Here is a 25,942-nt window from a genome sequence, read left to right as displayed (position 1 = left end):
TGACGGCCCCCGCGCCGCGTGTTTCCTATCAGGAAACACGCATCCCGAGAGGCTCCATGACCTGGCAAGGCGAACTCCTGCACATCTTCATCGCCGAGGCCGCCTCGATGGAAATGGAGGAACTGGCCGAGGGGCGCATGATCCCAGGCGTGGGCATCGAGGGCGACCGCTACGCCACCGCCCAGGGCACCTACAGCCACATGCCGCATGAGGACCGCCAGTGCACGCTGATGGAAATCGAGACCATGGAGGCGCTGGAGCGCGACCACGGCCTGCCGCTGACGCCGCAGGAAAGCCGCCGCAACCTGACCACGCGCGGCGTGCCGCTGAACCATCTGGTGGGCCGGCATTTCCGCGTGGGGGAGGTGCTGCTGTTCGGCGGCCGCCTGAACAAGCCCTGCAAGTATTTCGATGATCTGCTGGGCCGGCCGCTGTTCAACCCGCTGCTCAACCGCTCGGGCCTGAACTGCCGCATCATCGAGGGCGGCGTGATCCGCCCCGGCGACACGATCCGCCCCGCATGAAGATCCTGATGCCAGCGGAGGTCACGGCCATCCGGGACCTGACGCCGCGCATCCGGCTGTTCACCATCAAGCCGCGCAAGCGCCCGGCCTTTCCGCCCTTTCGCGGCGGCGCGCACACCATCCTGCAACTGCGCCCCGGGCTGCGGCGGCCCTACTCCATCACCTCCGACCCCACCCGCCCCGAAAGCTGGGAGGTGGCGGTGCTGCGGGAGCCGGAGGGCCGCGGCGGCAGCCGGTGGCTGCATGAGGAAGCGGTGGTGGGCAGCCCCATCGCCGCCAGCTTCCCGCAGCAGAATTTCGTCCTGGCCGAGGGCGCCACGCGGCACATCCTCATCGCGGGCGGCATCGGCATCACCCCCTTCCTGTCCATGCTGGCGGAGGCCCCCGGGGCCGAGCTGCACTACTGCGCCCGCGCGCCGGAGGACGCGGCCTTCCTGCCGGAGCTGCGCGCCCTGCTGGGCCCGCGCCTGGTGACCTGGTTCGCCAGCGAGGGCCGCCGCCTGGACCTGCCCGCCCTGCTGGCCGCCCCGGCACCCGGCACCCATGCCTATGCCTGCGGCCCCGCGCGGCTGCTGGAGGCGTTTTCCGCCGCCACCGCCCATTGGCCGGCGGGCCAGGCGCATCTGGAACATTTTTCCGGCCTGCCCCCCGGCGCCGCCGGGGAGGGCGCGGCCTTCGAGGCCGAAATCGCCTCGACCGGCGCGGTGATCGCGGTGCCGGCGGGCGTGACCCTGCTGGCCGCCCTGCGCGCGGCGGGCCAACGGGTCGATTCGGCCTGCGAAGGCGGGGTGTGTGGGGCCTGTGCCGTGCCGCTGGAAGGCGGCGAGGCGGAGCACCGGGACATGTGCCTGAAGCCCGGCGAGCGCGCCGGGCAGATCATCACCTGCGTCTCACGCGGGAAGGGGCGGGTGCGGCTGGGGTTGTAGGGATGGCGGCGGGAAGCTCAGGGGCTTTGCCCCCGAACCCCCACCAGAGGGCTCTGCCCTCTGGACACCCGCCAAAGGCCGAAAGGCCCTTGGAACCCAGGAACTGGCGCCTTACCTCGGCAAGTATGGTGCCATTTTCATTATAAAATTCAATGGAAAACACCTTCCCAGGATCAGCGCCCAACTGATCTAGGTCCAGGACCGAGCACGGTCCTGGCGGGGTCCAGGGGCGGCGCCCCTGGTCGGGGTGCGGGGGCGAAGCCCCTGAGACAGCCCTACAGCCGCACGCCCTGGGTGTGGAAGCTCTCGGCGGTCCGCTGCACCTTGGTATCCAGCACATAGGCCGCACCGGCGGCGATGATGATGGCGGCGGCGATGCCGAACAGGATGGCTTTCATGGCTGGCTCCTCGAAGGACTGGCTGTGGCCTTATGCAGAAGTGCCTCGGCCTCCGCCAGTTCTTCCCATGTGTTGGCGTTGAAGAAGGGATCAAGCGGCAGGCTGGGCCATTGCGCATGGGCCACGCCGTGCCGCGCGGTCCAGCGGTCGATCTTGCGCTCGCCCCCGGCCAGGGCATCGCGCAGGGCGTCGCGCAGGCCGGTCTCCCACAGGGCGCAGGGCGGGTGAGTGTGGCCGCCCGATTCGGCGCAGGCCAGCGGCACGCCCGCTTCCTGTCGCACCGCGTGCAGGCGGGCGATGTAGTCGGCGGGCAGGAAAGGGCTGTCGCCCGGCGCCGTCACCACCCAGCGCAGGCCGAGCCCCGCGGCCCAATCCATCGCGGCCAGGATGCCGGCCAGCGGGCCGGGGAAACCCTCCATCGGGTCGGGCAGAACCGGCAGGCCCCAGGCGGCGAAGCGCGCGGGGTCGCCATTGGCGTTGATGGCGAGCGGGGCGGCCTGGGGGCGCAGGGCGCCGAGCACGCGGTCGAGCATGGTGCGGCCGGCCACTTCGCGCAGCGGCTTGTCCCCGCCGCCCATGCGCCGCGCCAGGCCCCCGGCCAGCACCACGGCGGCGGTGTCAGCCCTCATCGCCGGCCTCCCGGCTGTTCTTGCGCCAGTGCTTCGCGCTTTCCTCGGGCACATAGGCCAGGTCGGCGTCGAAGACGATGCGCTCCAGCCCCGCCAGCGCGGTGAAGCGCTTGCCCTTGCAGCGGCCGATCAGGGTCAGGTTGGCCTCCCGCGCCAGCTCCACCCCCCAGGCGGTGAAGCCCGAGCGCGAGACCAGGATGGGAATGCCCATCCGCACCGTCTTGATGACCATTTCGCTGGTCAGCCGGCCGGTGGTGTAGAACAGCTTGTCCCCGCCCCCCACGCCGTTGCGGAACATCCAGCCCGCGATCTTGTCCACCGCGTTGTGGCGGCCGACATCCTCCATATAGACCAGCGGCTGGTCGCCCTGGCACAGCGCGCAGCCATGGATGGCGCCTGCCTCCAGATACAGGCTGGGCAGGGTGTTGATGGCGTGCAGCAGGCGATAGAGGTCGGAGGTGCGCAACGCGGCCTCCGCCGGAAGCCGCACCTCGGAGAAATCCTCCATCAGGTCGCCGAAGGCGGTGCCCTGGGCGCAGCCGCTGGTCAGGGTCTTCTTGCGCAGCTTTTCCTCGAAATTCGTGCGCTCCGGCGTGCGGACGACGACGACGGACAGGTCCTCGTCGTAATCGACGCCCTCCACCACCGAATGGGCCTTCAGCATGCCCTGGTTCAGCAGATAGCCGACGGCCAAATCCTCCGGCCGGTCCAGGATGGTCATCATCGTCACGATCTCCTGCCCGTTCAGGTACAGGGTCAGCGGGCGCTCGACCGTGACGGCGGTCTCGACCGGCGCGCCGGTCTGGTCGATGCCGGTGACGCGCCGCGTCAGGCGCGGGTCGGAGGGGTCGGGCTGGACGAGCAAGGGGGCCATCCCTCGCAGGTGCCCCCGCGCGGGGCCCGGCGCAAGGGGTGGCCGCGATGCACGGAATGGTTGCACGGCGCGCCTTTTGCACGCATCAGTAAGCGAGAGCTTCATCGCGGGGCAGGATGCCGCTGGAGGAATTGCTGCGGAGGGTGTGGGGCTGGCGCTGGCGCATGCTGGCGGCGGTGGTCCTGCTCTATGCCGCCGCGGCCAGCCTGATCTGGTCCTGGCCGCGCAGCTATGTCGCCGCCATGGATGTGGCACCCGCCGAGACCACCTCCATGGCCACCTCCGCCCTGCTCTCCCCGGTGCCCTTGATGCAGTCGGGCCTGCTGGACAGCCGGCCGGGGGGCAATTTCGCGGTGTATCTCTCGGCGCTGGGCTCGGCCGAGGCGGCGGAGATGCTGGCCCGCGACACCCCCATCCTGGCGCAGATGACCGAACGCCGGGCCGAGGGCGCGATGGGCGCGTTGCGCCGCGCGCTGGATTTGCGCATCGAGGCCGATCTGGACGATCTGCGCGGCTTCCTCGACCGCTCGCTGGCCACCGACCAGGATGGCGCGGCGATGACCTGGTCCATCACCCTGCCCTGGCGCGACCGGGCGCTGGCGCTGGACATGCTGCGCCGCCTGCATGGCTTCGCCGAGGCCAAGGTGCGCGACGACCTGCTGCTGCTGGCCCAGGGCCGCATCCAGGCCCTGAACGCCCGCATCGCGCAGGAGCGCGACCTGTACCAGCGCGGCGCCCTGTTCGACCTGCTGGCGCAGCAGCAGCGCGCCGCGCTGGTGGTGGCGGCCGACGCGGTGGTGGCGGCGCGGCTCGTCTCCGCCCCCATGGTGGAGATCCGGCCCAGCGTGCCCAACCGGCCGCTGCTGCTGGCGCTGCTGGGGGTGGCGGTGCCGGGCTTCGTGCTGGTGCTGGCGCTGTGCGTGGCGCTGCTGCGGGGCCCCGCGCCGCCGCCCTGGCTGCCCGCCCTGCCCCGCCGCCAGGCCGCGCGCGCCCGCCACGGGGTGGATGCATGATCAGGGCCGCCCCCGCCTTCGCGGGGCTGGCCGGGATGGCGGCCGCCACCCTGCATTACGCGGGCGCGCTGAAGACATCCCCCCTGCTGGCCCGCGCGCCGCTGGATATCACTCTGCTGGCGCTGGCCGCGCTGCTGCCGCTGCTGGCGCTGATGCTGGCCGGTGGCGGCTGGCGGCTGGGGCGGGGTATCGCCCTGCCGGCGCTGGCCGCGGCCGGGCTGTGGCTGTGGTGGGTGGTGGCCGGCGCCTGGGCCCCCAATGGCCAAGCCGCGATCGAGAAGCTGGCCCCCCTGGTGCTGATGGGCCCGCTGATGCTGCTGGCCGGGCTGCTGGTGGGCGCCGACCCCACCGCCCGCCGCCTGCTGGTGGCGGCCGTGATCGGCATCGGGCTGCTGGTGGCGGCCGCCCTGGCCTGGGGGCTGGCGACCGACAGCGTGCAGCTGGGCGGGCGGGGCCCGGAGGACCTGCAGCGCGTGCGCGTGCAGTACCAGCTGGCGGGGCTGGCCATGGCCAGCGGCGCCATCCTGGCCGTGCTGCGCTGTGTGGAGGCCCGCGGCACCCGGGCGCGGCTGTTCTGGCTGGCGCTGTCCCTGCCGCTGATGGGCGGCGTGTTCCTGCCGGGCGGGCGCGCCGCGCTGCTGGTGCTGGGCGCGGGCGTGGCGCTGGTGCCGGCCTTTCGCCTGTGGGTCGCCCGCCGGCCCGCCGCCGCGCTGGGCTGGCTGGCGCTGGTGGGGCTGGCGGGGGCCGCCGCCCTGGCCGTGGTGGCGCTCGACCCCGAACGCGCGGAGCGCCTGCGCACGCTCGACCGGCTGATGGGCGACCCCGGCTCCGCGCCCGAGGCCCGGCTGCAGCTGTGGTCCGCCGCCTGGCGGCTGGCGGAGCCTTTCGGCCTCGGCCCCGGCGGCTTTCCGCAGGCGGCGGGTTTCGGCGTGAACCCCGGCATGTACCCGCACAACCACGCGCTGGAGGCCGTGGCCGAGGGCGGCTTTCCCGGCCTACTCCTGTGGCTCGGTGCCTTCGGCGGCGGGCTGGCGCTGCTGCTCGCGGGCGCCTGGCGGCTGGAGGCCGGGCGCGCCGCCCGCATCCTGGCCCTGGTGCTGCCCATGGCCATCACCGTCATGGTCTCCACCGACCTGACCAACCGCATGGCCTGGTTCGCGCTGGGCCTGGCACTCTCCGTCGCGGTGGAGCGGCTGGATGTATGAGGCCTGGGGCAAGCGCGCGCTGGACATCGCCGGCGCCCTGGCCCTGCTGGCCCTGGCCGTCCCCCTGCTGGGGCTGGCCGCGCTGGGGGTGTGGCTGTGCCTCGGCCGGCCCATCCTGTTCCGGCAGCAGCGCGCGGGGCTGCATGGCCGCCCCTTCGCCGTGCTGAAGCTGCGCAGCATGCTGGCGGGCCCCGGCGAGGACGCCGCCCGCCTGACCCGCTTCGGCCGCGCCCTGCGCGCCAGCGCGCTGGACGAGTTGCCGCAACTGCTGAACGTGCTGCGCGGAGAGATGAGCCTGGTCGGCCCCCGCCCGCTGCCCTTGGCCTATGTGCCGCGCTACTCCGCCCGGCAACGCCGGCGGCTGGCGGTGCGCCCCGGCCTGTGCGGCCTGGCCCAGGCCGCCGGGCGCAACGCCGTGCCCTGGGCCCTGCGCCTGCGGCTGGATGCGGATTACGCCCGCAAGGTGACGCTGGGGCGGGATGCAAGGATCATCCTGGCCTGCGCGCGGGTGGTGCTGGGCGGGCAAGGGGTGACGGCGGAAGGGCATGCCAGCATGCCGGAATTCAGGGGGTGAAAGGCGGGGGCTTTGCCCCCGGACCCCACCAGAGGGCTCTGCCCTCTGGACACCCGCCAGGAGCCGAAAGGCCCCTGGACCCCATCAGTTTGGCGCGGGTCCTGGAAAGGCACTTCCCATTGATATTTATAATGAAAATGGCGCCAATCCATGGGCTCAAAGGGTTGCTACAACCCTTTGCGGGAGAGCACGAGAGGGCAGCGCCCTCTCGTCCTTGCTCACACGGGAATGCACAGCGCCGTCGGCACCAGCAGCGTATCGTACACGCAGCGCCGCGACGCCAGTTTCAGCGCCCCATCCACCCGCCGGAACACGTCCAGGAAGCTGCCCACCTGCAGGATGCGGGCATCGGGCCGGTCGGTCAGCACTTCGAACACGATGTAGTTCGCCCGCGCCTCGAAGCTGCCATCCGCGCGGGGGGCTTCCACCGCCAGGTTGGAGACCATGTGCCGCAGGTAGCGCGGCCCGAACATCGCGGTCTTCAGCAGGGCGAAGGCGCGGTCCTTGACCATCGCGCGGCCCTCGCAATGGATCAGGCCCACGGGCAGGCCGCTGTCGAAATTCTCCCGGCTGATGACGGAATAGAACGCGTCCTCGGTGAAGAATTCCGTCCATTCCATCAGCTTCTGCGCGTCCAGCGCCGCGCAGTATGCGGTGTTGAAGGCGTCCACCTCCGCCCGCAGCAGCAGGGCCGAGAGGCGCGGGTCCAGGGTCAGCGTGTCCGGCATGGTCAGAGCCCCATCACCTCGCGCCAATGGCGGTACATGGCGCGGATCGCGGATTCGGAAATGAGCGTGTCGGAGGTGCCCTCCGGCGTCGCGGGGTCGAGCGCGACATAGTGCTCGCCGTCCGGCACGCGCAGCATGCCGTCCTGGACGAACTTCATCGCTTCGTTGTCTTCCAGGCCCAGGAAGCCCGCGGGGCCCATCAGGTTGCCCTGGCGCAGGCGGTGGGCGGTCATCTCGGGGGTGTCGCCCTCGAAACCGAACATGGTCCATTTCATGATGAACTCGTTCGGGCCGGTCGGCACGATCTGGCGGATGCCCAGCGTGTTCATCTCCCGCTGGACGATCAGGTTCGGCCAGATGGTGGACATGGTGACGGACCATTCGCTGTCGAACTCGTCGAAGAAATCCATCATGCGCGGGTCTTCCAGCTTCATGCCGTCATGGAAGGCCCGCATTTCCTTCTTGTCCTCCGCCGCGATCTTGGACGGGTCGGATTTGGCCGAGCACATCACGCCATGCCGGCCGCTGGCATCGGCCAGCATCAGGCTGCGGTTGCCCGCCACCAGCAGGCCGAAGGCGACCAGGAAGGTGTGCAGCAGGGTCGCGTGATACGGGTCCTTGAGGTTCTCGTGATAGAGCTTCCAGTTGCCCGGTAGGGTGTGGCGGTAATGGCCCAGGATCACCAGCTTGCGGCCGTCGAAGGTGGCCTCGAACTCGCGCATCACCTCGGGGCCCAGATAGTCGGCCAAGCTTTCCATGTCGTCGGCATAGCTGGCGAAGACCACGCCGCGATGGGTGGTGACGGACAGCTTGCGCGGGCCGTGATCCTCCACCTTGAAGTCGGCCGGCATGCCGCCCTTGCCCGCGGCCCCGCGCCGGAACGGCACGCCCTGCAGGTTGCCCTTCAGGTCATAGGTCCACTGGTGATAAGGGCAGACGAATTCCGCGACATTGCCCTTCAGCTCCCGGCAGAACTCGGCGGCACGGTGGGTGCAGCGGTTCTCGAAGACGTTGATGCTGCCGTCCTCGGCGCGCGAGACCACCACGGGGGTGGGCCCGACATGGCTGCGGATATAGTCGCCGGAATTCGGGATCTCGGATTCGAGCGCCACGTAGTTCCAGCTGCGGCCCTTGAAGATGCGCTCCACCTCGCGCTCGTAGATCCAGGGGTCGGTGTAGACCCAGTCCGGGATGCGGGTCAGGCCCTCGGCGGGCCAGGCGTAGCGGCGGGAGAGGGTGATGCCGCGATTTTCCGCATGCGTGTCCATGGGCGGTTCCTCCTCAGGCTGGTCGAGCCAGCGGGCCTCGGCGGGGATGGTCAGGGCGGTGCGCGCGGCGCGGATGGCGGCCGCGTCGTTGAAGGCGATGATGGCGGTGGGCTGGCCCGCGGCATCGGCGGTGTGGAAACAGGCGCCGGCGCGGGCCACGCGGTCTGTGGCCAGGGGCAGGCCCAGCATCTGGATGTTCACCCCGAACTGGTCGGACCAGAACCAGGGCTTTCGCAGGGGCTGGGGCGCGGCGCCCGCGATGGAACGCCCGGCGGCGGCCCCCGAATCCTCGGCGAATTGCCAGCTTTCCAGCCGGCGCGCGGCACCGCGCAGGGCGGTGGGATAGGCCGCGCAATCGCCCGCCGCCCAGATGCCGGGGATGGAGGTGCGGCCCGCCTCGTCGATCGCCACGGCCCCGGCCTTCAGGGCGCAACCGGCGGTGGCGGCCAGGGCGGTGTCGGGCTCCAGCCCCACCCCCACCAGCACGGCGTCGGCTTCGAAATGCTCCTCGCCGGTCGAGACCAGCAGGGCCTGGCCATGCTGCGCGATGGCCTCCACCGCCAGGCCGCGCCGCACCTCCACGCCGTGGCTTTCGGCCAGATGGCGGAAGGCGGCGCCGATCGGGGCGGGCAGCAGGCGGGCCATCAGCTCGGGCGCCTGTTCCAGCAGGGTGACGGCCACGCCCAGCCGGCGCGCGGCCGAGGCCAGTTCCAGCCCGATGAAGCCGCCGCCCACCACCACCACGCGCCGGGCCTGGCGCAGGGCGCGGGCGATGTCCTCCGCGTCCTCCCGCGTGCGCAGGTGGAACACGCCGGGCAGGTTCGCGCCCGGCACCGACAGGCGCCGCGCCCGGCCGCCGGTGGCCAGCAGCAGCGCATCGTATTCCAGCACCGCGCCACCCGAGAGGGTGACGCGCCCCTCGCCGACGCTCTCCACCCGCAGGCCCAGATGCAGGTCCACGTTCAGCGCCGTGGGGTCCAGGCAATCGGGGATGGCGGCTGCGGGGTCGAGCAGCGCCTCCTTCGACAGGGGCGGGCGTTCGTAGGGAAGATGCGGTTCCTCGCCCACCAGGGCGATGGGGCCGGCGAAACCGGCCTCCCGCGCCGCGCGGATGGCGGCGGCCGCGGCCTGGCCGGCACCCACCACCACCAGGCGGCGGGTTTCGCTGGCCAGGGGCTGGGGCGCGGGCCTGGGCGCGGCCTGGCCGGGCTGGTCCAAATCCACCCAGATCTCCGCCCCGCGCCGCTCCACCGCATAGGTCGGCAGGTCGCGGCTGAGCGGGGCGCAGAGCGCGCGGCCCGTGCGCACGTCGAAGCGGCCCTGGTGCAGCGGGCATTCGATCTGCCCATCCTCCAGGAAGCCATCCTTCATGAAGGCCAGCGCATGGGTGCAGACGCCATGGGTGGCGAAGACCTGCCCGTCGAGCCGGTAGAGCGCGACCTCGGTCTCGCCCAGCCGCACGCCCAGCACCTGCCCCTCATTCAGCGCGGACGCTTGCGCCGCCATCTGCCACGCCATGCGCGGCCCCTCCATCGAAGCCCCAGATGCTCAGTATATTGAGGATTTCGCCATGCCCGCGCAACAGGCATTGCGCCGGATCAATTCGTCAGTATACCCTCTAATTGCACACCGGGATGGCAGAAAGGCAACGCTATGGCCCAGGAACCGCTCGCCCAGCGCGGCAACATTCTCCACATCTACGACTTCCATGTGAAGGACGGCTTCCAGGAGGAATTCATCCGCCTGTTCGAGGCGTTCGACTACGGCGACGACAACCCCATGCACAAATCCCCCGCCCAGCGGAAGGATGGGGTGCTGTGCCAGGACGCGACGGACAAGACGCGCTTCTTCCTGATCGCGGAATGGGCCAGCATCGAGGAACACGCGGCCATCCTGCCGGTGCTGAAGGCGATGAAGCCCGAATTCATCCAGTACATCGAAGGCGGCCCGGCAGCCTTCAAGCCGCGCTACGTGAACGTGGTGTCGTCCACGCCGGAGGAGATCCTGAACAAGGCGGGGTAGCGCCACCGGGGCCGGGGGCAAAGCCCCCGCGGCGCCACCCTGCCTCAGTGCGAGAACCGCCGGGTGCCGCCGTCGACGTGCACCACCTGGCCGGTGATGTAGCGGGCGCGGGGCGAGGCGAGGAAGGCCACCAGCACCGCCAGGTCTTCTGCGTCGCCGATGTAGCCGACGGGCACCTGGGTTTCCGCCCAGGCGCGCTGCGCTTCGGGCGTGGGCATGATGCGGTTGTCGATCTGCTCGGAATGGATGCGCCCGGGCGGGATGGAATTCACCGTGATGCCGTCCTTCCCCAGGGTGCGGGACAGCGCCTTGGCCCAGATATGCACGGCGCCGTTGGGGGCGTTGGCCGCGTTCACGTTGTGCGGTTCGTCCTGGCCCGTGATGTTGATGATGCGGCCGAACTGGCGTTCCTGCATCGCGGGGACCAGGGCGTGGGTGATGCGCAGCCCGGCGTGGAAGTTCAGCTCCATCGCCTCCATCCACACCTCGGGCGCGCCCAGGTCCGGCTGCGGGCGGCTGCCGCCGGCGTTGTTCACCAGGATGTCGCAGCAGCCGAAGCGGCCCAGCACCGCATCGCGGATGCGCGCGGCGGCCGTAGGGTCGGTGATGTCTTCCTCGATGACCAGGGTCTCGGCGGTGGCGGGCAGCTCGGCGGCCAGGCTGTCCAGCAGCGGGCGGCGGCGGCCCAGGATGGCCAGGCGGCAGCCTTCCTCGGCCAGGATGCGGGCGATGGTGCGCCCCAACCCGGCCGACGCCCCGGTGACGAGCGCCACGCGCCCCTGAAGCCGCAGATCCATCCCAACCCCCCAATGAAAAACGCCCCGGAGGTTGCCCTCCGAGGCGCTGATTGTGAACCTCCGGGCTGGCCTTATTCGGCCAGCGCGGCGTCCTTGCCCTTGCGCAGCGAGGGCAGGGCCATCGCCAGCAGGGCGGCGGCGCCGATGCCCAGCAGCGTGGCCGAGATCGGGCGCTGCAGGAAGACCATCGCATCGCCGCGGGAAAGCAGCATGGCGCGGCGCAGGTGTTCTTCCATCATCGGGCCCAGCACGAAGCCGATCAGCAACGGAGCGGCCTCAAGGCGCAGCTTGTTGCAGAGGTAGCCGAAGAGGGAGAACCCGATCGTCATGTACACGTCGAACACGTTGTTGTTCAGCGAGTACACACCGATGGAGCAGAACACCAGGATGGACGGGTACATGTACTTGTAGGGAACCTTCAGCAGGCTGACCCACATGCCGATGAGCGGCAGGTTGATCACGAGCAGCATCAGGTTGCCGACCCACATGGAGGCGATGAGGCCCCAGAACAGGTCCGGCTGGGCCTCCACCATGCGGGGGCCGGGCTGGATGCCCTGGATGATCAGCGCGCCCACCATCAGCGCCATCACGGCGTTGGAGGGGATGCCGAGCGTCAGCAGCGGGATGAAGCTGGTCTGGGCGGCCGCGTTGTTCGCGGATTCCGGACCGGCCACGCCCTCGATGGCGCCGTTGCCGAACTGGTGGCGGCCCTTGGAGATCTTGCGCTCCATCATGTAGCTGCCGAAGGCCGCGAGCGACGCGCCGCCACCGGGCAGGATGCCCAGGAAGCTGCCGATCACGGTACCGCGCAGCACGGGCGGGATGGCGCGGCGGAACTCCTCGCGGGTCAGCCACAGGCTGCCGACCTTGGTCGAGAGCACCGAGCGGCTTTCCGGGCGTTCCAGGTTCAGCACGATCTCGGCGATGCCGAACATGCCCATGGCGACCGGCACGAAGCCGATGCCGTCGGACAGTTCAGGGATGCCGAAGGTGAAGCGCTGCTGGCCGGTCTGCACGTCCGTGCCGACCAGGCCGAGCGCCACGCCCACCACCACCATGCCGATGGCCTTGATGACCGAGCCCTGCGCCAGCACCGAGGCGATGATGAGGCCGAGCAGCATGAGGGAGAAGTAGTCGGCCGGGCCGAAGGACAGCGCCACCTGCGTGAGCAGCGGGCCAGAGGCCGCGACCAGGATGGTGGCCACGGAACCCGCGAAGAAGCTGCCGATCGCCGAGGTGGCGAGAGCCGCGCCCGCGCGCCCGTTGCGGGCCATCTTGTAGCCCTCGAGCGTGGTCACGACCGAGGAGACTTCGCCGGGCAGGTTGAGCAGGATGGCCGTGGTGGAGCCGCCGTACTGGGCGCCGTAGAAGATGCCCGCGAGCATGATGATGGCGGTGGTCGCCGTCATGCCGAAGGTGATCGGCAGCAGCAGCGAGATCGTCGCCACCGGGCCGATGCCCGGCAGCACGCCGATCGCCGTGCCGATCAGCGCACCGAGGAGCGCCGCACCCAGATTGGTGAAGGTGACGGCGACGCCGAAGCCGTGCGCGAGGTTGCTGAGAAGCAGTTCCATGTCATTTCCCTCAGGCGGTCGGCCACAGGTTCACGCGGATATCCAGCTCGTAGATGAACACGAACCAGCACAGCGCGAGCAGGAAGGCGACCAGGCCGAGCACGCCGAGCGGGCTCTTGGTGTGGTCGCGTTCCGGCAGGCAGGAGCAGATGATGATGCCCGCCAGCGCCGCGAAAAAGCCGAACCGCTCCAGCAGCAGGGCGAAGATGGCCATGGAGGCCGAGATCATGCCGAGGAAGCGCCAGCCGGGCGAGATGCTCAGAACCAGGAAGCCAGCCAGCATGCCCACGCCGAGCGCGTTGTAGCCGGTGCCCAGGAAGCCCTCGGTGCCGCTGAGCAGCCACCACACCGCGAAGCCCACGACCAGGCTGCCCACGAAGGCGCCGATCTCGTCGGTCTTCCAGCGGGGCATCTTCTCGGGGCCGCTGGCCAGGCCGACCAGCACAGCGCCGGCGCCAAGCGCGATCTGCAGCCAGAACACCAGCCATGGCATGTAACCAGGGCCCATACGGCGGGCCGTTCCCATCGTGTGCTCGGTGTTGAGCCACAAGCCGATCGCGGCAACCACGATCAGGAACACGCCTGAGGCGATGTCCCGTTGATTGATTTTCATCCTCTAGCCTTTCCCAGACCATCCAGCCCACGGGGGAGGCACATCCCGCAAACTAGGGATGCGCCAGCCGGGGCTTAGCGGGTTTGCGCCATCATGCAAATCGTCTTGCGCGCGTCCAGCCCCAAGCGCAACAGGATTGCCGAAACCCATGCTGCACCGCAACATTACAAGGACTATTCCACACGGGCACCCGAAGCGCGCACCACGGGACCCCACTTTTCCATCTCGCGCCGCACAAATTCTTGGAATTCAGATGCCTGCATCGCCTGCGCCGTGCCGCCGAGTTCCCTGAACCGAAGCTGAACGTCGGGGTTGGAGAGGATCACGCCCACTTCCCGATTCAAACGCTCCACTACCGCCGCGTGCATTCCGGCCGGGCCGGAAAGTCCGAACCAGCTGGTGCTGGCCAGGTCGAAGCCCTGTTCGCGCAGCGTCGGCACATCCGGGAACAGCGGATGGCGCTCGGGACTCGCCATGCCGATGGCATTCACCACCCCCTGGCGCAGATAGGCGGCGGAGGATGGCAGGCTGTCGCTCATCATCGGCACCTGGCCCGCGATCACGGCGGTCATGGCCGGCCCCGCGCCGCGGAAGGGGATGTGGTTGACCGTCTTGCCCAGCAGCTGGCCCAGCATGACAATCAGCATATGATTGGATGAACCCACGCCGGAGCTGGCCATGTCCAGCCCCTCCGCGCTCGCGCGGTGGATGCGCGCCAGGTCCGCCATGGTGCGGATGCCGCAATCCTTATTGGCCACGAACACCGAGGGGTTGGTGGTGACCATGGCGATATGCGTGAAATCCCGCATCACATCGTAACGCAGGCCCGGATACAGGAAGGGCGCGATCGCCTGGCTGGCGATGTTGCTCATCAGCAGGGTCTGGCCATCGGGGTTGGCCTGCATGGCGGCGATGCTGCCCACCGTGGCCCCGGCCCCCGCGCGGTTGTCGATGGTGACGGCGACACCCAGCCGCTCCGCCAGGGGGGTGGCGATCAGCCGGGCCACCAGGTCGGTGCTGCCGCCGGGCGCGAAGGGCACGATCAGCCGGATGGGGCCGTTCGGAAATCCTGGCGCCCCACCTTGGGCCCGCGCCAGCAGGGGCGCCGCCAGAAAGGGAACAGCAAGGCCAGCCCGGGCGATCAGCCCGCGGCGCGCGATCTTGGACATGGGTTACTCCCAACCTTATGGCGCAAGCTATCGCAGCCCTGACTTGTACGATCAACCCTCCAAGTCAGGATCGCGCTCACGATCTGGACTCAAGCCGCCGGGCGGCGGATACCGACAGGCAGCACACTCGGCGCGCGGGGCACCCATGGCGATCACCAATGACATCCAGGCCTTCCTCGATGACACCACCAGGGCGCTGGAGCCCCGGCTGATCGAGATCAGGCGCGACATCCACAGCCACCCGGAGCTGGCCTTCCAGGAGGTGCGCACCGCCGGCATCGTCGCCGCGGAGCTGACGCGCCTGGGCATCCCGCACCGCACGGGCGTGGGCCGCACCGGCGTGGTGGGAGAGATCAAGGGCGGCCGCCCCGGCCCCACCATCGCCATCCGGGCGGACATGGACGCCCTGCCGATCCATGAGGAAACCGGCCAGGCCTTCGCCAGCACCATCGACGGCCAGATGCACGCCTGCGGGCATGACATTCACACCACCACCCTGCTGGGCGCGGCGGAGGTGCTGAAGGCCCTGGCCCCCGACCTGGCGGGCACCATCCGCCTGATCTTCCAGCCGGCCGAGGAAGTGCTGGAAGGCGCGCCCGCCATGATCGCCGACGGCGCGGCGGATGGGCTCGATCTGGCCATCGGCTTCCACAACATGCCGGACATGCCGGTGGGCGAATTCGGCTTCGTGCGCGGCGCGGCGCTCGCCGCCTCGGACCGGTTCGACATCGTGGTCCAGGGCAAGTCGGGCCACGCCGCCCACCCCTATGCCGCCGTGGACCCCATCGTGGCCGCGGCGCATCTGGTCACCCAGTTGCAGACCGTGGTCAGCCGCGAGCAGAAGGCCATCCACCCCTGCGTGGTGACGGTGGGCATGTTCCAGGGCGGCACCACCTACAACATCATCCCTGAGCGCGTGGCGCTGAAGGGCACCGTCCGCACCCTGCACAAGGAAGCGCGCGACGTGGCCGAGAGCGCCATCCGCCGCCTGTGCGAAGGGGTCGGCACCGCGATGCGTGTGAAGACCGAGATCAACTACCGCCGCATGGTGCCCTCCCTGATGAACGACGACACTGTGCTGGAACCGGCGATCGCCGCCGTGGCCCAGCATTTCGGCAAGCCGCTGATCGAGAAGGACCCCTCCATGGGGGCCGAGGATTTCTCGGCCTTCGCCGACCGGGTGCCGAGTTTTCATCTGCTGGTGGGCGCGGGGGCGCCTGGCCGGGCGGATCGGTTGCACAACGCCTTCTATCAGCCGGACGAGGCCTGCATCGGCCTGGGCGTGCGGGCGCTGACGCGGATCGTGGCCGAGCGCCTGCGGTGAGCCACTCCATCGCCCGACTGACCGCGCCCGAGGTCTCGGCCCGCATCGCCGCCGGAGCCGCCGTCATGCTGCCGCTCGGCAGCACGGAGACGCATGGCCCCGCCACGCCGATGGGCGACTATCTGCTGGCCGAAGCCATCGCGCTGGCCGGCGCCGAGGCCGCGAAGGCCGCCGGCGACGATGCGCTGGTCGCCCCGCCCCTGCCCTTCGGCGGCGAGGATTTCTTCCGCGGCGTGCCCGGCGGCATCGCGCTCAGCCACGCCACGCTCGCCGCCGTGATCGGGGAATGCCTGGAGGCGCTGCGCCTGTCCGGGGCGAAGCGGCTGCTGATCGTCAGCGGCCATGGCGGCAACATCCCCGCGGTCGAGGAAGTCCAGCGCCGCCTGCGTGAGGCCCATGGCCTCGTCGTGCCCGCCCTGCACATCTGGCGGGAGGTGACGCCCCTGCTGACGGGCTTCGGCGTCCCGCCCGAGACCATCGGCCATGGCGGCAACCCGGTGCTGGGCACGACGCTGCGGCTGTTCCCCGAACGCTGCCGCCCGTGGGAGCTGGCCCCGCGCGCCAGCGCCGGCAGCCTGTTCGGCCACGCTGTCTCAGGCTTCGGCACGCTGCGGATGGGGAACATGAACCTCGCCATCCCGGCGCGGATCGAGGAGATCGCGCCCGGCGGCGTGCAGGCCCCGGACCCGCGCGGCATCACCGCCGAACATGGCGAACACGTGGTCGCCGCGCTGGCGGCCGCCATCCGTGACAGCCTCGCCGCGATGAAGGACAATCCCGCATGAAGATCTGCGTCTTCGGAACCGGCGCCATCGGCAGCCACCTGGCCGGCCGCCTGGCCAAGGGCGGCGCCGAGCTGTCCATCGTGGCGCGCGGCGCCCAGCTGGCCGCCATCCAGGAAAAGGGCATCACCGTCCGCGCCCCGGACGGCGAACTGCACTGCATGCCCCGTGCCGCGGCGGACCCGGCGGCGCTGGGCCCGCAGGATGCCGTGCTGGTCACCACCAAGCAGACGGCCCTGCCCTCGGTCGCGGCCAGCATCGCGCCGCTGCTGGGCCCCGAAACCAGCGTGACCTTCGTCGTGAACGGCATTCCCTGGTGGTATTACGACTCCGAAGGCGGGCCGAACCAGGGCACCCGCCTGCCGCAGGTCGATCCCGGCGACGCCATGCGCCAGGCCGTGGGCATCGAACGCACCATCGGCGGCGTGGTGTGGTCCGCCTGCACCGTGACCGAGCCCGGGGTGGTGGAGGTGCGCAGCCCCACCTCCCGCCTCATCCTGGGTGAGCCGGACGGGACGGTCTCGCCCCGTGCGGAAGCCATCGCCGGCATCCTGAAGGCCGGCGGGCTGGGCGCCAAGGCGGTGCCCGACATCCGCACGGAGCTGTGGGCCAAGCTGATCGGCAACCTCTCCCAGGGGCCGCTATGCGTGCTGTCGCGGCAGGACATGCGCACCACCCTGGCCGAGCCCGCCATCCGCGCCGCCGCCCTGCGCAGCCTGGAGGAATCGATCGCCATCGCCCATGGGCTGGGCATCCCCCTGCAGATCAACGCGCAGGACCGTTTCGCCCGCAGCGTGGACACGGCGCACAAGCCCTCCATCCTGCAGGACCTGGAGGCGGGGCGGCCGATGGAGGTGGCGGCGATCTTCGACCTGCCGCTGCTGCTGGCGCGCCAGGCGGGGGTGGAAACGCCCACGCTGGACCTGTGCGTGGCGCTGGCGCGGCAGGCCGCCCAGGCCGCCGGGCTGTATCAGGGCTGATCCCGACCCCGACCGCGCCATCGAGGCGGCGCGGCCCCATTGCTGACGCAAACCGCTCGTATTGAACGGAGAACTACTTCTGGTTGCGGGACTGGACATCCTGGCGTGTTCAGGCCATCCGCACGCCCATCGATCAGGACTCCGCAGCATTGAACGCCACGTCGCCTGTCATGCCAAAGCCGGAAGCGCCGCGACCGCCCCCAAGGCCGGGGCGGCGCTGGGTCTCTCGCCAAATGAGGCGCGCGCGCCGGCTGGTCGGCTGGACACTCACCGCGGAACTTCTCCCGGAATTGCGCAAGCGCAAAGAACCCCTGCTGGCCCGGCTGGACTACCTGCTGTCCCGCATCGGGCTGCGCCTGCCCCGCCGGCCCAGCATGCTGCGCGCGGAACTCGGCCTGCCTGACCTGAAGAAGGCCCCGAAGCCCGAGGCCATCCGGCTGAGCGTCAGCGAGACGCCGGTGGTGACGGTGCTGATCCCCACCTATGGCCAGGTGGACTACACGCTGCTCTGCCTGAACAGCCTGGCGCAGTTCCCGCCCGAGACGCCCATCGAGGTGATCGTGGCCGAGGATGCCTCGGGCGATCCGCGCATCCCCGAACTGCGGCGGGTGGCCGGGCTGCGCCTGCTGGAGCGCGAGAAGAACCTGGGTTTCCTGCTCTCCTGCAACGATGCGGCGAAGCGGGCGCGGGGCGAGTTCATCTTCCTGCTGAACAACGACACCGAGGTGATGCCCGGCGCCATCGACGCGCTGGTGCGGACCCTGCGCGACCACCCCGAGGCCGGCATGGCGGGCGCCCGCTTGCTCTACCCCGACGGCTACCAGCAGGAGGCCGGGGGCATCGTCTGGCAGGATGGCTCGGCCTGGAACTATGGCCACCGGGACGACCCGACCAAGCCCGAATACAATTACCTGCGAGAGGCCGACTATATCTCCGGCGCGGCCATCATGCTGCCGCTGGCGGTGTGGAACCGCATGGGCGGCTTCGACGAGCACTACGTCCCCGCCTATTGCGAGGACAGCGACCTGGCCTTCCGCCTGCGCGCGGCGGGGATGAAGGTGCTGTACCAGCCCGAGGCCCAGGTCATTCACTATGAAGGCGTCAGCCATGGGCGGGACGTGAATGCGGGGCTGAAGGCCTATCAGGTGGCCAACACCGCCAAGCTGCACGCCCGCTGGGCGGCGGAGCTGGCGGGGCATTTCCCCGGCGGCACCCATGTGATGCGCGCGCGCGACCGCGCCTTCGGCAGCCGCGTCACGCTGGTGATGGACAACAACGTGCCCGAGCCCGACCGCGACGCCGGCTCCCGCACCATGCTGGCCTTTATCCAGGCGTTGCAGGCCACCGGCCGCATCGTGAAATTCTGGCCCACCAACGGCTATGCCACCCCCGGCTATACCCGGGCGCTGCAGCAGATGGGCGTGCAGGTGTTCTACACGCCCTGGTACGGCAGCTTCCGCGCCTTCATCCAGGAACAGGGCGCGGAGATCGACGAGATCCTGCTCTCCCGCCCGCATGTCGCGGAGGAAAACCTGGCGCTGATCCGCCAGCACTGCTCGGCCCCGGTGGTGTTCTATGGCCACGACCTGCACCATGCCCGCATGCGGCGCGAGGCCGAGGCGGCCCAGAGCCAGACCTGCCTGCGGGAGGCCGAGGAGATGCAGGCCCGCGAGCGCGCGGTGTGGCGCGCGGTGGACCTGGTGCTCTACCCCAGCGAGGACGAGGCGATCGAGGTCCGGCGGCTGGAACCCGGCGTGCCGGCGAGCGGCATCGTACCCTATGCCCTGCCCCCCACCAGCACCGCCGCGATGACGCCCGCGGGGCGTGATGGCGTGATGTTCGTGGCCGGCTTCGGGCACTCCCCCAATGTGGACGCGGCTCAGTGGCTGGTGCGGGAGATCATGCCCATCCTGCGCGCCCAGCGGCCGGGGCTGCGGCTCTCTCTCGTCGGCTCCAACCCCACCGCGGAGGTGAAGGCCCTGGCCGACGCGCTGACCGAGGTGACGGGCTTCGTCAGCGACGAGGAGCTGGCCCGCCGCTATGCCGGCACCCGCGTGGTCCTCTGCCCGCTGCGCTTCGGCGCGGGGGTGAAGATGAAGGTGGTGGAGGCGCTGCATTCCGGCGTGCCGCTGGTGATGACGACCACCGGCGCCCAGGGCCTGACGGATGTGGAGCAGGCCTGCGACGTGACCGACGATCCCGCCGCCTTCGCCGCCGCCGTGCTGCGCCTGCTGGAGGACGAGGCCCTGTGGGCCGCGCGCTCGCGCTCTCAACGGGCCTATGTGGAGGGGCGCTTTACCCTTGCCGCCATGAGCCGCGCGCTGGAGGATGCCTTCTCGGCCGCCGCCGCCCGCGCCGCATCCCATCCGGGCTGAGCCGCCCCGCTGACCGCCCCCGACCGGGGGCACAGGAGAACCGCCTTGGGCGAAATCTTCCCGCGCGAACGCGCCAAGACCGAGCTGCATTTCACGGGTGAGCGGATGACCGGCTCCATCCGCGGCCAGATCGAGATCGAGCACCTGCACCGCTACTTCCTGGCGCGCGAGATGGCGCGCGGGCAGGAGGTGCTGGAGATCGCCTGCGGCGAGGGCTATGGCGCGGCGATGATGGCCCAGGTCGCCACCTCCGTGCTGGGCATGGATGTCTCGATCGAGGCGGTGGCCCATGCCGCGCGGAACTACAAGCGCGACAACCTGCGCTTCGCGCTGGGCGATGCCCGCAAACTGGACGCGCCCGATGCCTCGGTCGATCTGCTCACCTCCTTCGAGACGCTCGAGCATTTCTATGAGCATGAGCTGTTCTACGCTGAGGCGCGGCGGGTGCTGCGCCCGGGCGGCAAGCTGCTGATCAGCACGCCGGAGCGCGAGGTGTATTCGCCCGAGGGTTCCCGCGCGAACATGCACCATGTGCGCGAATTGTCCCGCGCGGAGTTCGAGGCGGGGCTGCGCGCCGTCTTCCCGCATGTGGTGCTGATGGCGCAGCGGCCCATGATCGGCTCCGTGCTGGCGGCGACGGAGCCCGCGGCGGCCGAACCCCGCACCATGACCTTCGAGCAGCGCGGCGAGGATGCCTTCGAGACCAATGAAGGGCTGCCGCGCGGGGTGTACCTGGTGGCCGTGTGCTCCGACCAGCCGGTGACGGTGCCGCTGGCCACCCACTACATCGCCACCTCCCGCCTCGATTGGCAGGAGCAGCACTGGAAGCATCTGGGCCGCGAGGAAGAACGCGAGGTGCAGAGCCGTGAAAAAGAAGCCCTGCGCCAGGCCCTGAACGCCGAGGCTGCGGAAACCGCCCGCGTACTGCGTGAGGAACTGGACCACCGCATCGCGCGGGAGCGGGAATTGCTGGCCGAGCGCGACCACGCCCTGGCCGTGCTGCGGGATGCCGAGGCGAGCCTGGAGGCGATACACCGCAGCACCAGCTGGCGCCTGACCGCGCCGCTGCGCCGGATGCTGGGACGCGGCTGAATTCGTGAATGACATAGCATTCATCCGTTGACGCCCCGGCGTTGATGCCCGGGCGCGGCGCTTTCATGCCGCGCCAAGGCCCTGCCTCCATCCGCATCGTGGACGAGGCGCTGTTCCTTTTCGTGGCACATGACCCAAATCCGCGCGCGATGAGCCGCCGGGTGAAGGGATTCGTGCGGCCACGCTTCTGGTCGCAGGACCTGGCCCCGATCAGCATGGGCTGATTGGGAAAGGACGACCGATGAGCGACACCACGGAGGCCGACTTCCAGGCCCTGCTGCGCATCGCCGGCATCAGCTTCACCGAGGACCGCTATCCGGTGATGCTCGATGCCTACAGAAGCTGGCTGAAGCTGGTGGAGGTGCTGGACGAACCCCTGCCGCTGGCGGTCGAACCCGCCGCGGCCCCCAGGCTGGCGGAGTTCCGGCTTGAGGAGCCCCGGGCATGAGCACCCCCGCCCCGCTGCCCAGCCTGGCCGAAGCCTCCCACATGATCGCGGAGGGCAGCACCACCCCGACCGCGCTGACCGAACAGGCGCTGGGGCGTATCGCGGCGCTGGATCCGCGCCTGAACGCCTTCATCACCGTCACCGGCGACCGGGCGCTGGCCGCCGCGAAAACCGCCGAGGCCGAGATGGCCGCCGGGCACCGGCGCGGCCCGCTGCACGGCATCCCCTATGCGCTGAAGGACATCTACGACGTGGCGGGCGTGCCCACCACGGCGCATTCGCGCGTGCTGCTGGGCAACATCCCCACCCAGGATGCCGAGACCACCGCGCGCCTTGAAGCCGCGGGCATGGTGCTGCTGGGCAAGCTGGCGACGCATGAATTCGCGCGCGGCGGGCCGACCGACAAGCTGCACTGGCCCTCGGCGAAGAACCCTTGGAACCTGGATCACTTCGCGGGCGGGTCGTCCTCGGGGTCCGGCTCGGCGGTGGCGGCGGGGCTGGTGGCGATGGCCATGGGCAGCGACACCGGCGGCTCCATCCGCCTGCCCGCCGTGTTCTGCGGCATCACCGGGTTGAAGCCGACCTATGGCCGCGTGTCCCGGCGGGGCGTCGTGCCGCTCTCCTTCGGCCTCGACCACACCGGGCCGCTGACCCGCACCGCCGAGGATTGCGCGCTGAGCATGCAGGTGCTGGCCGGGCATGATCCGCTCGACCCCGGCTCCGCCCCCGTGCCGCCGGGCGACTACCTCTCGGGCCTCAAGGACGGCATCAAGGGCCTGACCATCGGCTATGCCCGGGCCTTCAACGAGGGTGCTGCGCTGTCCGCCGAATCCGTGGCCGCGCAGGAGGAAGCGGTGTGCGTGCTGCGCGCCCTGGGGGCGACCGTGATCGACGTGGCCCTGCCGCCCATGCGCCGCATGGAAGCCGCGATGTGGACCATCCTGCACGCTGAGTCCTTCGCCATCCATCAGGACCACCTGCGCCGCACGCCCGAACTGTATGGCCGCGTCACGCGGGAGCGCCTCAGCCTCGGCGCCTTCGTCACCGGGCCGCATTACGTGCAGGCCCAGCGCCTGCGCACCCTGCTGACGGAGGAGATGAACGCGGTGTTCGACCGGTGCGACGCCATCCTCTGCGCCCCGGCCTCCGGCACCGCGCCGGCCCTGTCGGCGGTGGACGAACTGCCCTGGCGTAAGCAGCAGCCGCTGACCGCGCCCTTCAACCTGACCGGCCATCCGGCGATCTGCGTGCCCGGCGGCTTCGGGGCGAACGGGCTGCCGCTGTCGCTGCAATTCGCGGGCCGCGCCTTCGACGAAGCCACGCTGCTGCGCATCGCCCACGCGCTGGAAACCGCCACGGATCACGCCGCCCGCCGCCCGCCGGAGAGCTGGCCATGACCGAGCCGCAACCATCGCCAAGGCCCAGGATCGCGCTGCCCTCAGCGCGATCGACGGCGCGGCGGTTCGACCTGCTGGCCTCGGCCGCGCCCCATGTCCGGGGCGTGGCGGGCCGGCTGCGCACGCCACGGCCCTTCGGGGCGGAACCCGCGAACAGCTTCGGCTTCACCGGCTACGGCTGAACCCGCCTTCCAGGGTCAGCCGCGGGCCCGTCCGGTGCGTTAACCACGTATCCTACCGAGCGGAGCCAGATGGCGCGCAAACCCAACTTCCTGCGGCTGGCGCGCTCCTGGGCGCGGCTGCAATCCTCTGTCCTGCGCCTCGCCAGCCCCGCGCTTCCGGCTGCCCGCGCCGTGCGGCGCAAAAAGGCGCCCTCGAAGGCCTCGGTCTTCGGCTCGAACCCGGGCGCCTTGGACATGCACCTTCACCTGCCGCCCGGCGCCAAGGCGGGGGCGGCCCTGATCGTCGTCCTGCACGGTTGCGGGCAGGATGCCCGGGGCTTCGCCGCCGCGTCCGGCTGGCAGGCGCTGTCCGACCAGCTGCGTATTCCCCTGCTGCTGCCGGAACAGCGCGCCGCCAACCACCCCAACCGCTGCTTCCATTGGTATCTCGACGGCGATGTCCTGCGCGGCAGGGGCGAGGCGGCATCGATCCGCCAGATGCTGAGCCACACGATGAAGCGCCTCGGCACCGATCGCAGCCGGGTCTTCATCGTCGGGCTTTCCGCGGGAGGCGCCATGACGGCCGCCATGCTGGCCGCCTATCCCGCCGTCTTCGCCGGGGGCGCGATCGTGGCGGGCCTGCCGGCCGGCACCGCCCACAGCTCCCTGATGGCGCTGCGCCGCATGTACCGGGCGGTGCCGTTCAGCACCCGCGCGGCGCTGGTGGCCGCTGTCCGCGCCATCTCACCGGGGCGCGACCACCGGCCCTGGCCGCGCGTCTCCATCTGGCAGGGCCTGGCCGACCGCACCGTGGACCCCGCGAATGCCGAACTTCTCGCGGACCAGTGGAGCGGCGTGCATGGGCTGGACGCCGAGCCGGCCACCGATACGGCGCCCGCGCCCGGCATCAGGCGCCGGGCCTGGCGGAACCGCGCGCAGGATGTGGTGGAGGCCTGGACCATCGAGGGGCTGGCGCACGGCTTTCCCGTGGCACCGGCGCTGGATGGCGGGCGCGCCGGGCCTTCGGTGGTCGATATCGGCGTTCCGGCCGCGCTGCATATCGCCCACTTCTGGGGGCTGCGGTAACCGGGCGTCAGCTCAGCGCCACATAGCGCCCCGGGCGGTGGTTCATGGCGATGATCAGGTTCAGCACCACCACCCCCAGCACCGACAGCGCGAGCTGGACCGGCTGCAGCACGAAGCAGGCGGCCAGCATGATGGTCAGGTCCACGGCCAGCTGGAAGTAGCCGGCGCGGATGCCGTGGCGCTCCTGTAAATACAGCGCCAGGATGTTCACGCCGCCCAGCCCGATGCGGTGCCGCACCATGATCAGCATGCCGATGCCGAACAGCCCGCCCCCGGTGACCGAGGCATAGATGGGGTTCAGATGCTCGAACCCGATCCACAGCGGCGTCAGGCGCGACAGCAGAGAGACCAGCCCCACCGCCACGAAGGTGCGCAGCGTGATGCGCCAGCCCATGCGCCGCGCCGCCACCCAGTAGAAGGGCAGGTTGGTGACGAAGAAGATGGCCCCGAAGCTGATGCCCGTGACCTGGTGCAGCAGCAGGGACAGGCCGACGGTGCCCCCGGTCAGGATGCGGGCCTCGGCATACAGGTTGCTGCCCAGGGCGACGAACAGGCAGCCCAGGGCGAGGGCCGCCAGATCCTCGACGGGCGTGTGGCGATGGGGGGCGGTGGAAGTGGCCATGGGCGCAGTGTAGCGCGGCACCGGGGGCTTCGCCGCCCCGGTGTTGCGCCGCAGCGAGGGCTAAACCCCCGCCAATGCCTGCGGCTTGGGCCCGCCCGCCATCCAATCCAGCAATTGCACGGTGTGCACGGTGGGCGGCCCGCCGGCGCCGATCTGCGTCAGGCAGCCGATATTGCCCGCGGCCACCACGCTGGCGCCGGTGCGGGCGATATTGGCCAGCTTGCGCGCCTTCAGCTTCGCCGCGATCTCGGGCTGCATCATGTTGTAGGTGCCGGCGCTGCCGCAGCACAGATGCCCCTCGGCCGGTTCCTTCACCGTGAAGCCCGCCCGGGTCAGCAACTGCTTGGGCAGGGCCGTGATCTTCTGGCCATGCTGCAGGGAGCAAGCACTGTGATAGGCCACCGTGATGCCCGGGGCCGCGCGGCTGGGGGCATAGTCGAACTTCGCCAGCGCCTCCGTCACGTCCATCGCCAGGGCGGAGACACGGGCGGCGGCCTCGGCCTCCGGCTCCTCGCGGAACATGAAGCCGTAATCCTTCACCGTGGTGCCGCAGCCGGAGGCATTGACGATGATGGCATCCAGCCCGCCCTGGCGGGCCTCCGCCTCCCAGGCCTGGATATTGGCGCGCGCGGCGGCCATGGCCGGGTCGTGCCGACCCATGTGATGCGTGAGCGAGCCGCAGCAGCCGGCGGCGGGCGGCACCACCACCTCCAGCCCCATGCGCGTCAACAGGCGGATGGTGGCGGCGTTGATCTCTGGGTCCAGCACCTGCTGGGCGCAGCCGGCCAGCAGTGCCACGCGGCCGCGCCGGTTGCCCTCGGCGGGGTGGGTGCCGGTGACGGGGCGGGCGGCCGGCAGGGCCTGCGGCGCCAGCTCCAGCATGGCGCGCAGCCGGCGGGAGGTCACGCCCCGCCCCGGCACCAGGCCCCGCAGGGGCCGCGCCAGCGCCGCCAGCCGCATCGCCCAGCGGAAGCGGCCGGGATGGGGCAGCAGCGCGGCCAGCACGGCGCGCAGCGCGCGTTCCGGCAGCGGGCGGGTATAGGTTTCCTCCACATGCCGCCGGGCGTGGTCGATCAGGTGCATGTAGTGCACCCCCGACGGGCAGGTGGTCATGCAGGACAGGCAGGACAGGCAGCGGTCGATATGCCGTGCCTCCAGCTCACTGGCGGGGCGGCCGCTCTCCAGCATGTCCTTGATCAGGTAGATGCGGCCGCGCGGGGAATCCAGCTCGTCGCCCAGCTCCACGAAGGTGGGGCAGGTGGCGGTGCAGAAGCCGCAATGCACGCAGCTGCGCAGGATGCCGTTGGCGACCTTCAGCTCCGGGTCCTGGAGCTGCTCGGGGGAGAAATGGGTTTGCATCC

At 70.6% G+C, this 25,942-nt stretch carries 27 protein-coding genes; 16 read left to right on the top strand and 11 right to left on the bottom strand.

Features of this window, described 5'->3' with window-relative positions; translation table 11 throughout:
- The first annotated feature begins 56 nt into the window (after nucleotides 1-56).
- Nucleotides 57-524 (top strand): MOSC domain-containing protein, encoded by a 468-nt coding sequence (locus GT007_RS12860; RefSeq protein ID WP_160122024.1) that lies wholly within the window; start codon nucleotides 57-59, stop codon nucleotides 522-524.
- Between the two features lie 8 nt (nucleotides 525-532).
- Nucleotides 533-1,450, top strand: coding sequence for a PDR/VanB family oxidoreductase (locus tag GT007_RS12855; protein ID WP_160122023.1), 918 nt, complete (start codon nucleotides 533-535; stop codon nucleotides 1,448-1,450).
- A 275-nt stretch (nucleotides 1,451-1,725) separates the two neighbouring features.
- Here the strand turns inward: GT007_RS12855 and GT007_RS22805 are convergent, their stop codons facing one another.
- Genes GT007_RS22805 through fdhD form a run of 3 tightly spaced genes read right to left on the bottom strand, consistent with a single transcriptional unit; the run spans nucleotide 1,726 to nucleotide 3,351 of the window.
- Nucleotides 1,726-1,848 carry a hypothetical protein gene (locus GT007_RS22805; RefSeq protein ID WP_268894556.1) on the bottom strand — a complete coding sequence of 41 codons (123 nt, stop codon included), beginning with the start codon at nucleotides 1,846-1,848 and terminating at the stop codon, nucleotides 1,726-1,728.
- The gene (gene mobA / locus GT007_RS12850) at nucleotides 1,845-2,477 is read right to left on the bottom strand and encodes a molybdenum cofactor guanylyltransferase MobA (protein WP_160122022.1); all 633 of its coding nucleotides are present in this window, start codon (nucleotides 2,475-2,477) and stop codon (nucleotides 1,845-1,847) included. Before mobA ends, GT007_RS22805 begins: the two co-directional genes overlap by 4 nt.
- Nucleotides 2,467-3,351 carry a formate dehydrogenase accessory sulfurtransferase FdhD gene (fdhD, locus tag GT007_RS12845; protein WP_160122021.1) on the bottom strand — a complete coding sequence of 295 codons (885 nt, stop codon included), beginning with the start codon at nucleotides 3,349-3,351 and terminating at the stop codon, nucleotides 2,467-2,469. The genes mobA and fdhD overlap by 11 nt, the downstream gene beginning before the upstream one ends.
- A 116-nt stretch (nucleotides 3,352-3,467) precedes the next feature.
- On the opposite strand from fdhD, the gene GT007_RS12840 reads away from it, so the two are divergent.
- The 3 genes from GT007_RS12840 to GT007_RS12830 are packed head-to-tail and all read left to right on the top strand — an operon-like array spanning nucleotide 3,468 to nucleotide 6,143.
- A complete protein-coding gene (locus GT007_RS12840) occupies nucleotides 3,468-4,364 on the top strand; it encodes a hypothetical protein (RefSeq protein ID WP_160122020.1) in 897 nt (298 codons plus the stop codon).
- The gene (locus tag GT007_RS12835; RefSeq protein ID WP_160122019.1) at nucleotides 4,361-5,569 is read left to right on the top strand and encodes an O-antigen ligase family protein; all 1,209 of its coding nucleotides are present in this window, start codon (nucleotides 4,361-4,363) and stop codon (nucleotides 5,567-5,569) included. The genes GT007_RS12840 and GT007_RS12835 overlap by 4 nt, the downstream gene beginning before the upstream one ends.
- Nucleotides 5,562-6,143: a sugar transferase gene (locus GT007_RS12830; RefSeq protein WP_160122018.1), complete on the top strand. Its 582-nt coding sequence runs from the start codon at nucleotides 5,562-5,564 to the stop codon at nucleotides 6,141-6,143. The genes GT007_RS12835 and GT007_RS12830 overlap by 8 nt, the downstream gene beginning before the upstream one ends.
- Nucleotides 6,144-6,361: 218 nt before the next feature.
- Here GT007_RS12830 and GT007_RS12825 read toward each other — a convergent pair whose 3' ends face one another.
- A complete protein-coding gene (locus GT007_RS12825) occupies nucleotides 6,362-6,871 on the bottom strand; it encodes an aromatic-ring-hydroxylating dioxygenase subunit beta (RefSeq protein ID WP_160122017.1) in 510 nt (169 codons plus the stop codon).
- Between the two features lie 2 nt (nucleotides 6,872-6,873).
- Entirely contained in the window at nucleotides 6,874-9,657 is a 2,784-nt protein-coding gene (locus tag GT007_RS23040; protein WP_201451909.1) for an FAD-dependent oxidoreductase, read from the bottom strand.
- A gap of 135 nt (nucleotides 9,658-9,792) precedes the next feature.
- On the opposite strand from GT007_RS23040, the gene GT007_RS12815 reads away from it, so the two are divergent.
- A complete protein-coding gene (locus tag GT007_RS12815; protein ID WP_160122016.1) occupies nucleotides 9,793-10,161 on the top strand; it encodes a putative quinol monooxygenase in 369 nt (122 codons plus the stop codon).
- A 44-nt stretch (nucleotides 10,162-10,205) separates the two neighbouring features.
- On the opposite strand, the gene GT007_RS12810 is transcribed toward GT007_RS12815, so the two are convergent.
- The 4 genes from GT007_RS12810 to GT007_RS12795 form a co-directional block, all read right to left on the bottom strand.
- Complete coding sequence (locus GT007_RS12810) at nucleotides 10,206-10,958, bottom strand: SDR family NAD(P)-dependent oxidoreductase (RefSeq protein WP_160122015.1); 753 nt, start codon at nucleotides 10,956-10,958, stop codon at nucleotides 10,206-10,208.
- A 71-nt stretch (nucleotides 10,959-11,029) separates the two neighbouring features.
- Nucleotides 11,030-12,532, bottom strand: coding sequence for a tripartite tricarboxylate transporter permease (locus GT007_RS12805; protein WP_160122014.1), 1,503 nt, complete (start codon nucleotides 12,530-12,532; stop codon nucleotides 11,030-11,032).
- 10 nt (nucleotides 12,533-12,542) lie between these two features.
- The gene (locus GT007_RS12800) at nucleotides 12,543-13,145 is read right to left on the bottom strand and encodes a hypothetical protein (RefSeq protein ID WP_160122013.1); all 603 of its coding nucleotides are present in this window, start codon (nucleotides 13,143-13,145) and stop codon (nucleotides 12,543-12,545) included.
- 173 nt (nucleotides 13,146-13,318) lie between these two features.
- Complete coding sequence (locus GT007_RS12795; RefSeq protein ID WP_160122012.1) at nucleotides 13,319-14,314, bottom strand: Bug family tripartite tricarboxylate transporter substrate binding protein; 996 nt, start codon at nucleotides 14,312-14,314, stop codon at nucleotides 13,319-13,321.
- A gap of 145 nt (nucleotides 14,315-14,459) precedes the next feature.
- On the opposite strand from GT007_RS12795, the gene GT007_RS12790 reads away from it, so the two are divergent.
- The 10 genes from GT007_RS12790 to GT007_RS12745 all read left to right on the top strand — a co-directional run bounded on the left by GT007_RS12790 (nucleotide 14,460) and on the right by GT007_RS12745 (nucleotide 23,959).
- Nucleotides 14,460-15,638 (top strand): M20 metallopeptidase family protein, encoded by a 1,179-nt coding sequence (locus GT007_RS12790; RefSeq protein WP_160122011.1) that lies wholly within the window; start codon nucleotides 14,460-14,462, stop codon nucleotides 15,636-15,638.
- Complete coding sequence (locus tag GT007_RS12785) at nucleotides 15,635-16,423, top strand: creatininase family protein (protein WP_160122010.1); 789 nt, start codon at nucleotides 15,635-15,637, stop codon at nucleotides 16,421-16,423. Before GT007_RS12790 ends, GT007_RS12785 begins: the two co-directional genes overlap by 4 nt.
- Nucleotides 16,420-17,400, top strand: coding sequence for a ketopantoate reductase family protein (locus GT007_RS12780; RefSeq protein ID WP_160122009.1), 981 nt, complete (start codon nucleotides 16,420-16,422; stop codon nucleotides 17,398-17,400). Before GT007_RS12785 ends, GT007_RS12780 begins: the two co-directional genes overlap by 4 nt.
- A gap of 233 nt (nucleotides 17,401-17,633) precedes the next feature.
- Nucleotides 17,634-19,775: a glycosyltransferase gene (locus tag GT007_RS12775; protein ID WP_160122008.1), complete on the top strand. Its 2,142-nt coding sequence runs from the start codon at nucleotides 17,634-17,636 to the stop codon at nucleotides 19,773-19,775.
- 45 nt (nucleotides 19,776-19,820) lie between these two features.
- Complete coding sequence (locus GT007_RS12770; RefSeq protein ID WP_160122007.1) at nucleotides 19,821-20,867, top strand: class I SAM-dependent methyltransferase; 1,047 nt, start codon at nucleotides 19,821-19,823, stop codon at nucleotides 20,865-20,867.
- Between the two features lie 65 nt (nucleotides 20,868-20,932).
- A complete protein-coding gene (locus GT007_RS12765) occupies nucleotides 20,933-21,091 on the top strand; it encodes a hypothetical protein (RefSeq protein WP_160122006.1) in 159 nt (52 codons plus the stop codon).
- A gap of 17 nt (nucleotides 21,092-21,108) precedes the next feature.
- Nucleotides 21,109-21,315: a hypothetical protein gene (locus GT007_RS12760; protein WP_160122005.1), complete on the top strand. Its 207-nt coding sequence runs from the start codon at nucleotides 21,109-21,111 to the stop codon at nucleotides 21,313-21,315.
- Entirely contained in the window at nucleotides 21,312-22,712 is a 1,401-nt protein-coding gene (locus GT007_RS12755; RefSeq protein WP_160122004.1) for an amidase, read from the top strand. The genes GT007_RS12760 and GT007_RS12755 overlap by 4 nt, the downstream gene beginning before the upstream one ends.
- Nucleotides 22,709-22,894: a hypothetical protein gene (locus tag GT007_RS12750; protein WP_160122003.1), complete on the top strand. Its 186-nt coding sequence runs from the start codon at nucleotides 22,709-22,711 to the stop codon at nucleotides 22,892-22,894. Before GT007_RS12755 ends, GT007_RS12750 begins: the two co-directional genes overlap by 4 nt.
- A gap of 69 nt (nucleotides 22,895-22,963) precedes the next feature.
- Nucleotides 22,964-23,959, top strand: a complete 996-nt coding sequence (locus GT007_RS12745; RefSeq protein WP_160122002.1) for an extracellular catalytic domain type 1 short-chain-length polyhydroxyalkanoate depolymerase — start codon at nucleotides 22,964-22,966, stop codon at nucleotides 23,957-23,959.
- Between the two features lie 7 nt (nucleotides 23,960-23,966).
- Here the strand turns inward: GT007_RS12745 and GT007_RS12740 are convergent, their stop codons facing one another.
- Complete coding sequence (locus GT007_RS12740; protein WP_160122001.1) at nucleotides 23,967-24,581, bottom strand: YitT family protein; 615 nt, start codon at nucleotides 24,579-24,581, stop codon at nucleotides 23,967-23,969.
- A gap of 60 nt (nucleotides 24,582-24,641) precedes the next feature.
- The gene (glcF, locus tag GT007_RS12735) at nucleotides 24,642-25,940 is read right to left on the bottom strand and encodes a glycolate oxidase subunit GlcF (protein WP_160122000.1); all 1,299 of its coding nucleotides are present in this window, start codon (nucleotides 25,938-25,940) and stop codon (nucleotides 24,642-24,644) included.
- Nucleotides 25,941-25,942 lie beyond the last annotated feature (2 nt).

It is taken from the genome of Rhodovarius lipocyclicus (assembly GCF_009900765.1).
Taxonomy (GTDB): domain Bacteria; phylum Pseudomonadota; class Alphaproteobacteria; order Acetobacterales; family Acetobacteraceae; genus Rhodovarius; species Rhodovarius lipocyclicus.
Note: the sequence above shows the minus strand (reverse complement) of the source record. Positions and strands in the feature narration are given on the sequence as shown.

Bases quoted from the DNA above. Each gene is read 5' to 3' on its own strand.
- GT007_RS12760 (WP_160122005.1), top strand. From the start codon at position 21,109: ATGAGCGACACCACGGAGGCCGACTTCCAGGCCCTGCTGCGCATCGCC.
- GT007_RS12780 (WP_160122009.1), top strand. From the start codon at position 16,420: ATGAAGATCTGCGTCTTCGGAACCGGCGCCATCGGCAGCCACCTGGCC.
- GT007_RS12800 (WP_160122013.1), bottom strand. From the start codon at position 13,145: ATGAAAATCAATCAACGGGACATCGCCTCAGGCGTGTTCCTGATCGTG.
- glcF (WP_160122000.1), bottom strand. From the start codon at position 25,940: ATGCAAACCCATTTCTCCCCCGAGCAGCTCCAGGACCCGGAGCTGAAG.
- GT007_RS12795 (WP_160122012.1), bottom strand. From the start codon at position 14,314: ATGTCCAAGATCGCGCGCCGCGGGCTGATCGCCCGGGCTGGCCTTGCT.
- GT007_RS12860 (WP_160122024.1), top strand. From the start codon at position 57: ATGACCTGGCAAGGCGAACTCCTGCACATCTTCATCGCCGAGGCCGCC.
- GT007_RS23040 (WP_201451909.1), bottom strand. From the start codon at position 9,657: ATGGCGTGGCAGATGGCGGCGCAAGCGTCCGCGCTGAATGAGGGGCAG.
- GT007_RS12810 (WP_160122015.1), bottom strand. From the start codon at position 10,958: ATGGATCTGCGGCTTCAGGGGCGCGTGGCGCTCGTCACCGGGGCGTCG.
- fdhD (WP_160122021.1), bottom strand. From the start codon at position 3,351: ATGGCCCCCTTGCTCGTCCAGCCCGACCCCTCCGACCCGCGCCTGACG.
- GT007_RS12765 (WP_160122006.1), top strand. From the start codon at position 20,933: ATGCCGCGCCAAGGCCCTGCCTCCATCCGCATCGTGGACGAGGCGCTG.
- GT007_RS12825 (WP_160122017.1), bottom strand. From the start codon at position 6,871: ATGCCGGACACGCTGACCCTGGACCCGCGCCTCTCGGCCCTGCTGCTG.
- GT007_RS12815 (WP_160122016.1), top strand. From the start codon at position 9,793: ATGGCCCAGGAACCGCTCGCCCAGCGCGGCAACATTCTCCACATCTAC.
- GT007_RS22805 (WP_268894556.1), bottom strand. From the start codon at position 1,848: ATGAAAGCCATCCTGTTCGGCATCGCCGCCGCCATCATCATCGCCGCC.
- GT007_RS12805 (WP_160122014.1), bottom strand. From the start codon at position 12,532: ATGGAACTGCTTCTCAGCAACCTCGCGCACGGCTTCGGCGTCGCCGTC.
- GT007_RS12750 (WP_160122003.1), top strand. From the start codon at position 22,709: ATGACCGAGCCGCAACCATCGCCAAGGCCCAGGATCGCGCTGCCCTCA.
- GT007_RS12745 (WP_160122002.1), top strand. From the start codon at position 22,964: ATGGCGCGCAAACCCAACTTCCTGCGGCTGGCGCGCTCCTGGGCGCGG.
- GT007_RS12775 (WP_160122008.1), top strand. From the start codon at position 17,634: ATGAGGCGCGCGCGCCGGCTGGTCGGCTGGACACTCACCGCGGAACTT.
- GT007_RS12755 (WP_160122004.1), top strand. From the start codon at position 21,312: ATGAGCACCCCCGCCCCGCTGCCCAGCCTGGCCGAAGCCTCCCACATG.
- GT007_RS12830 (WP_160122018.1), top strand. From the start codon at position 5,562: ATGTATGAGGCCTGGGGCAAGCGCGCGCTGGACATCGCCGGCGCCCTG.
- GT007_RS12835 (WP_160122019.1), top strand. From the start codon at position 4,361: ATGATCAGGGCCGCCCCCGCCTTCGCGGGGCTGGCCGGGATGGCGGCC.
- mobA (WP_160122022.1), bottom strand. From the start codon at position 2,477: ATGAGGGCTGACACCGCCGCCGTGGTGCTGGCCGGGGGCCTGGCGCGG.
- GT007_RS12855 (WP_160122023.1), top strand. From the start codon at position 533: ATGCCAGCGGAGGTCACGGCCATCCGGGACCTGACGCCGCGCATCCGG.
- GT007_RS12740 (WP_160122001.1), bottom strand. From the start codon at position 24,581: ATGGCCACTTCCACCGCCCCCCATCGCCACACGCCCGTCGAGGATCTG.
- GT007_RS12840 (WP_160122020.1), top strand. From the start codon at position 3,468: ATGCCGCTGGAGGAATTGCTGCGGAGGGTGTGGGGCTGGCGCTGGCGC.
- GT007_RS12790 (WP_160122011.1), top strand. From the start codon at position 14,460: ATGGCGATCACCAATGACATCCAGGCCTTCCTCGATGACACCACCAGG.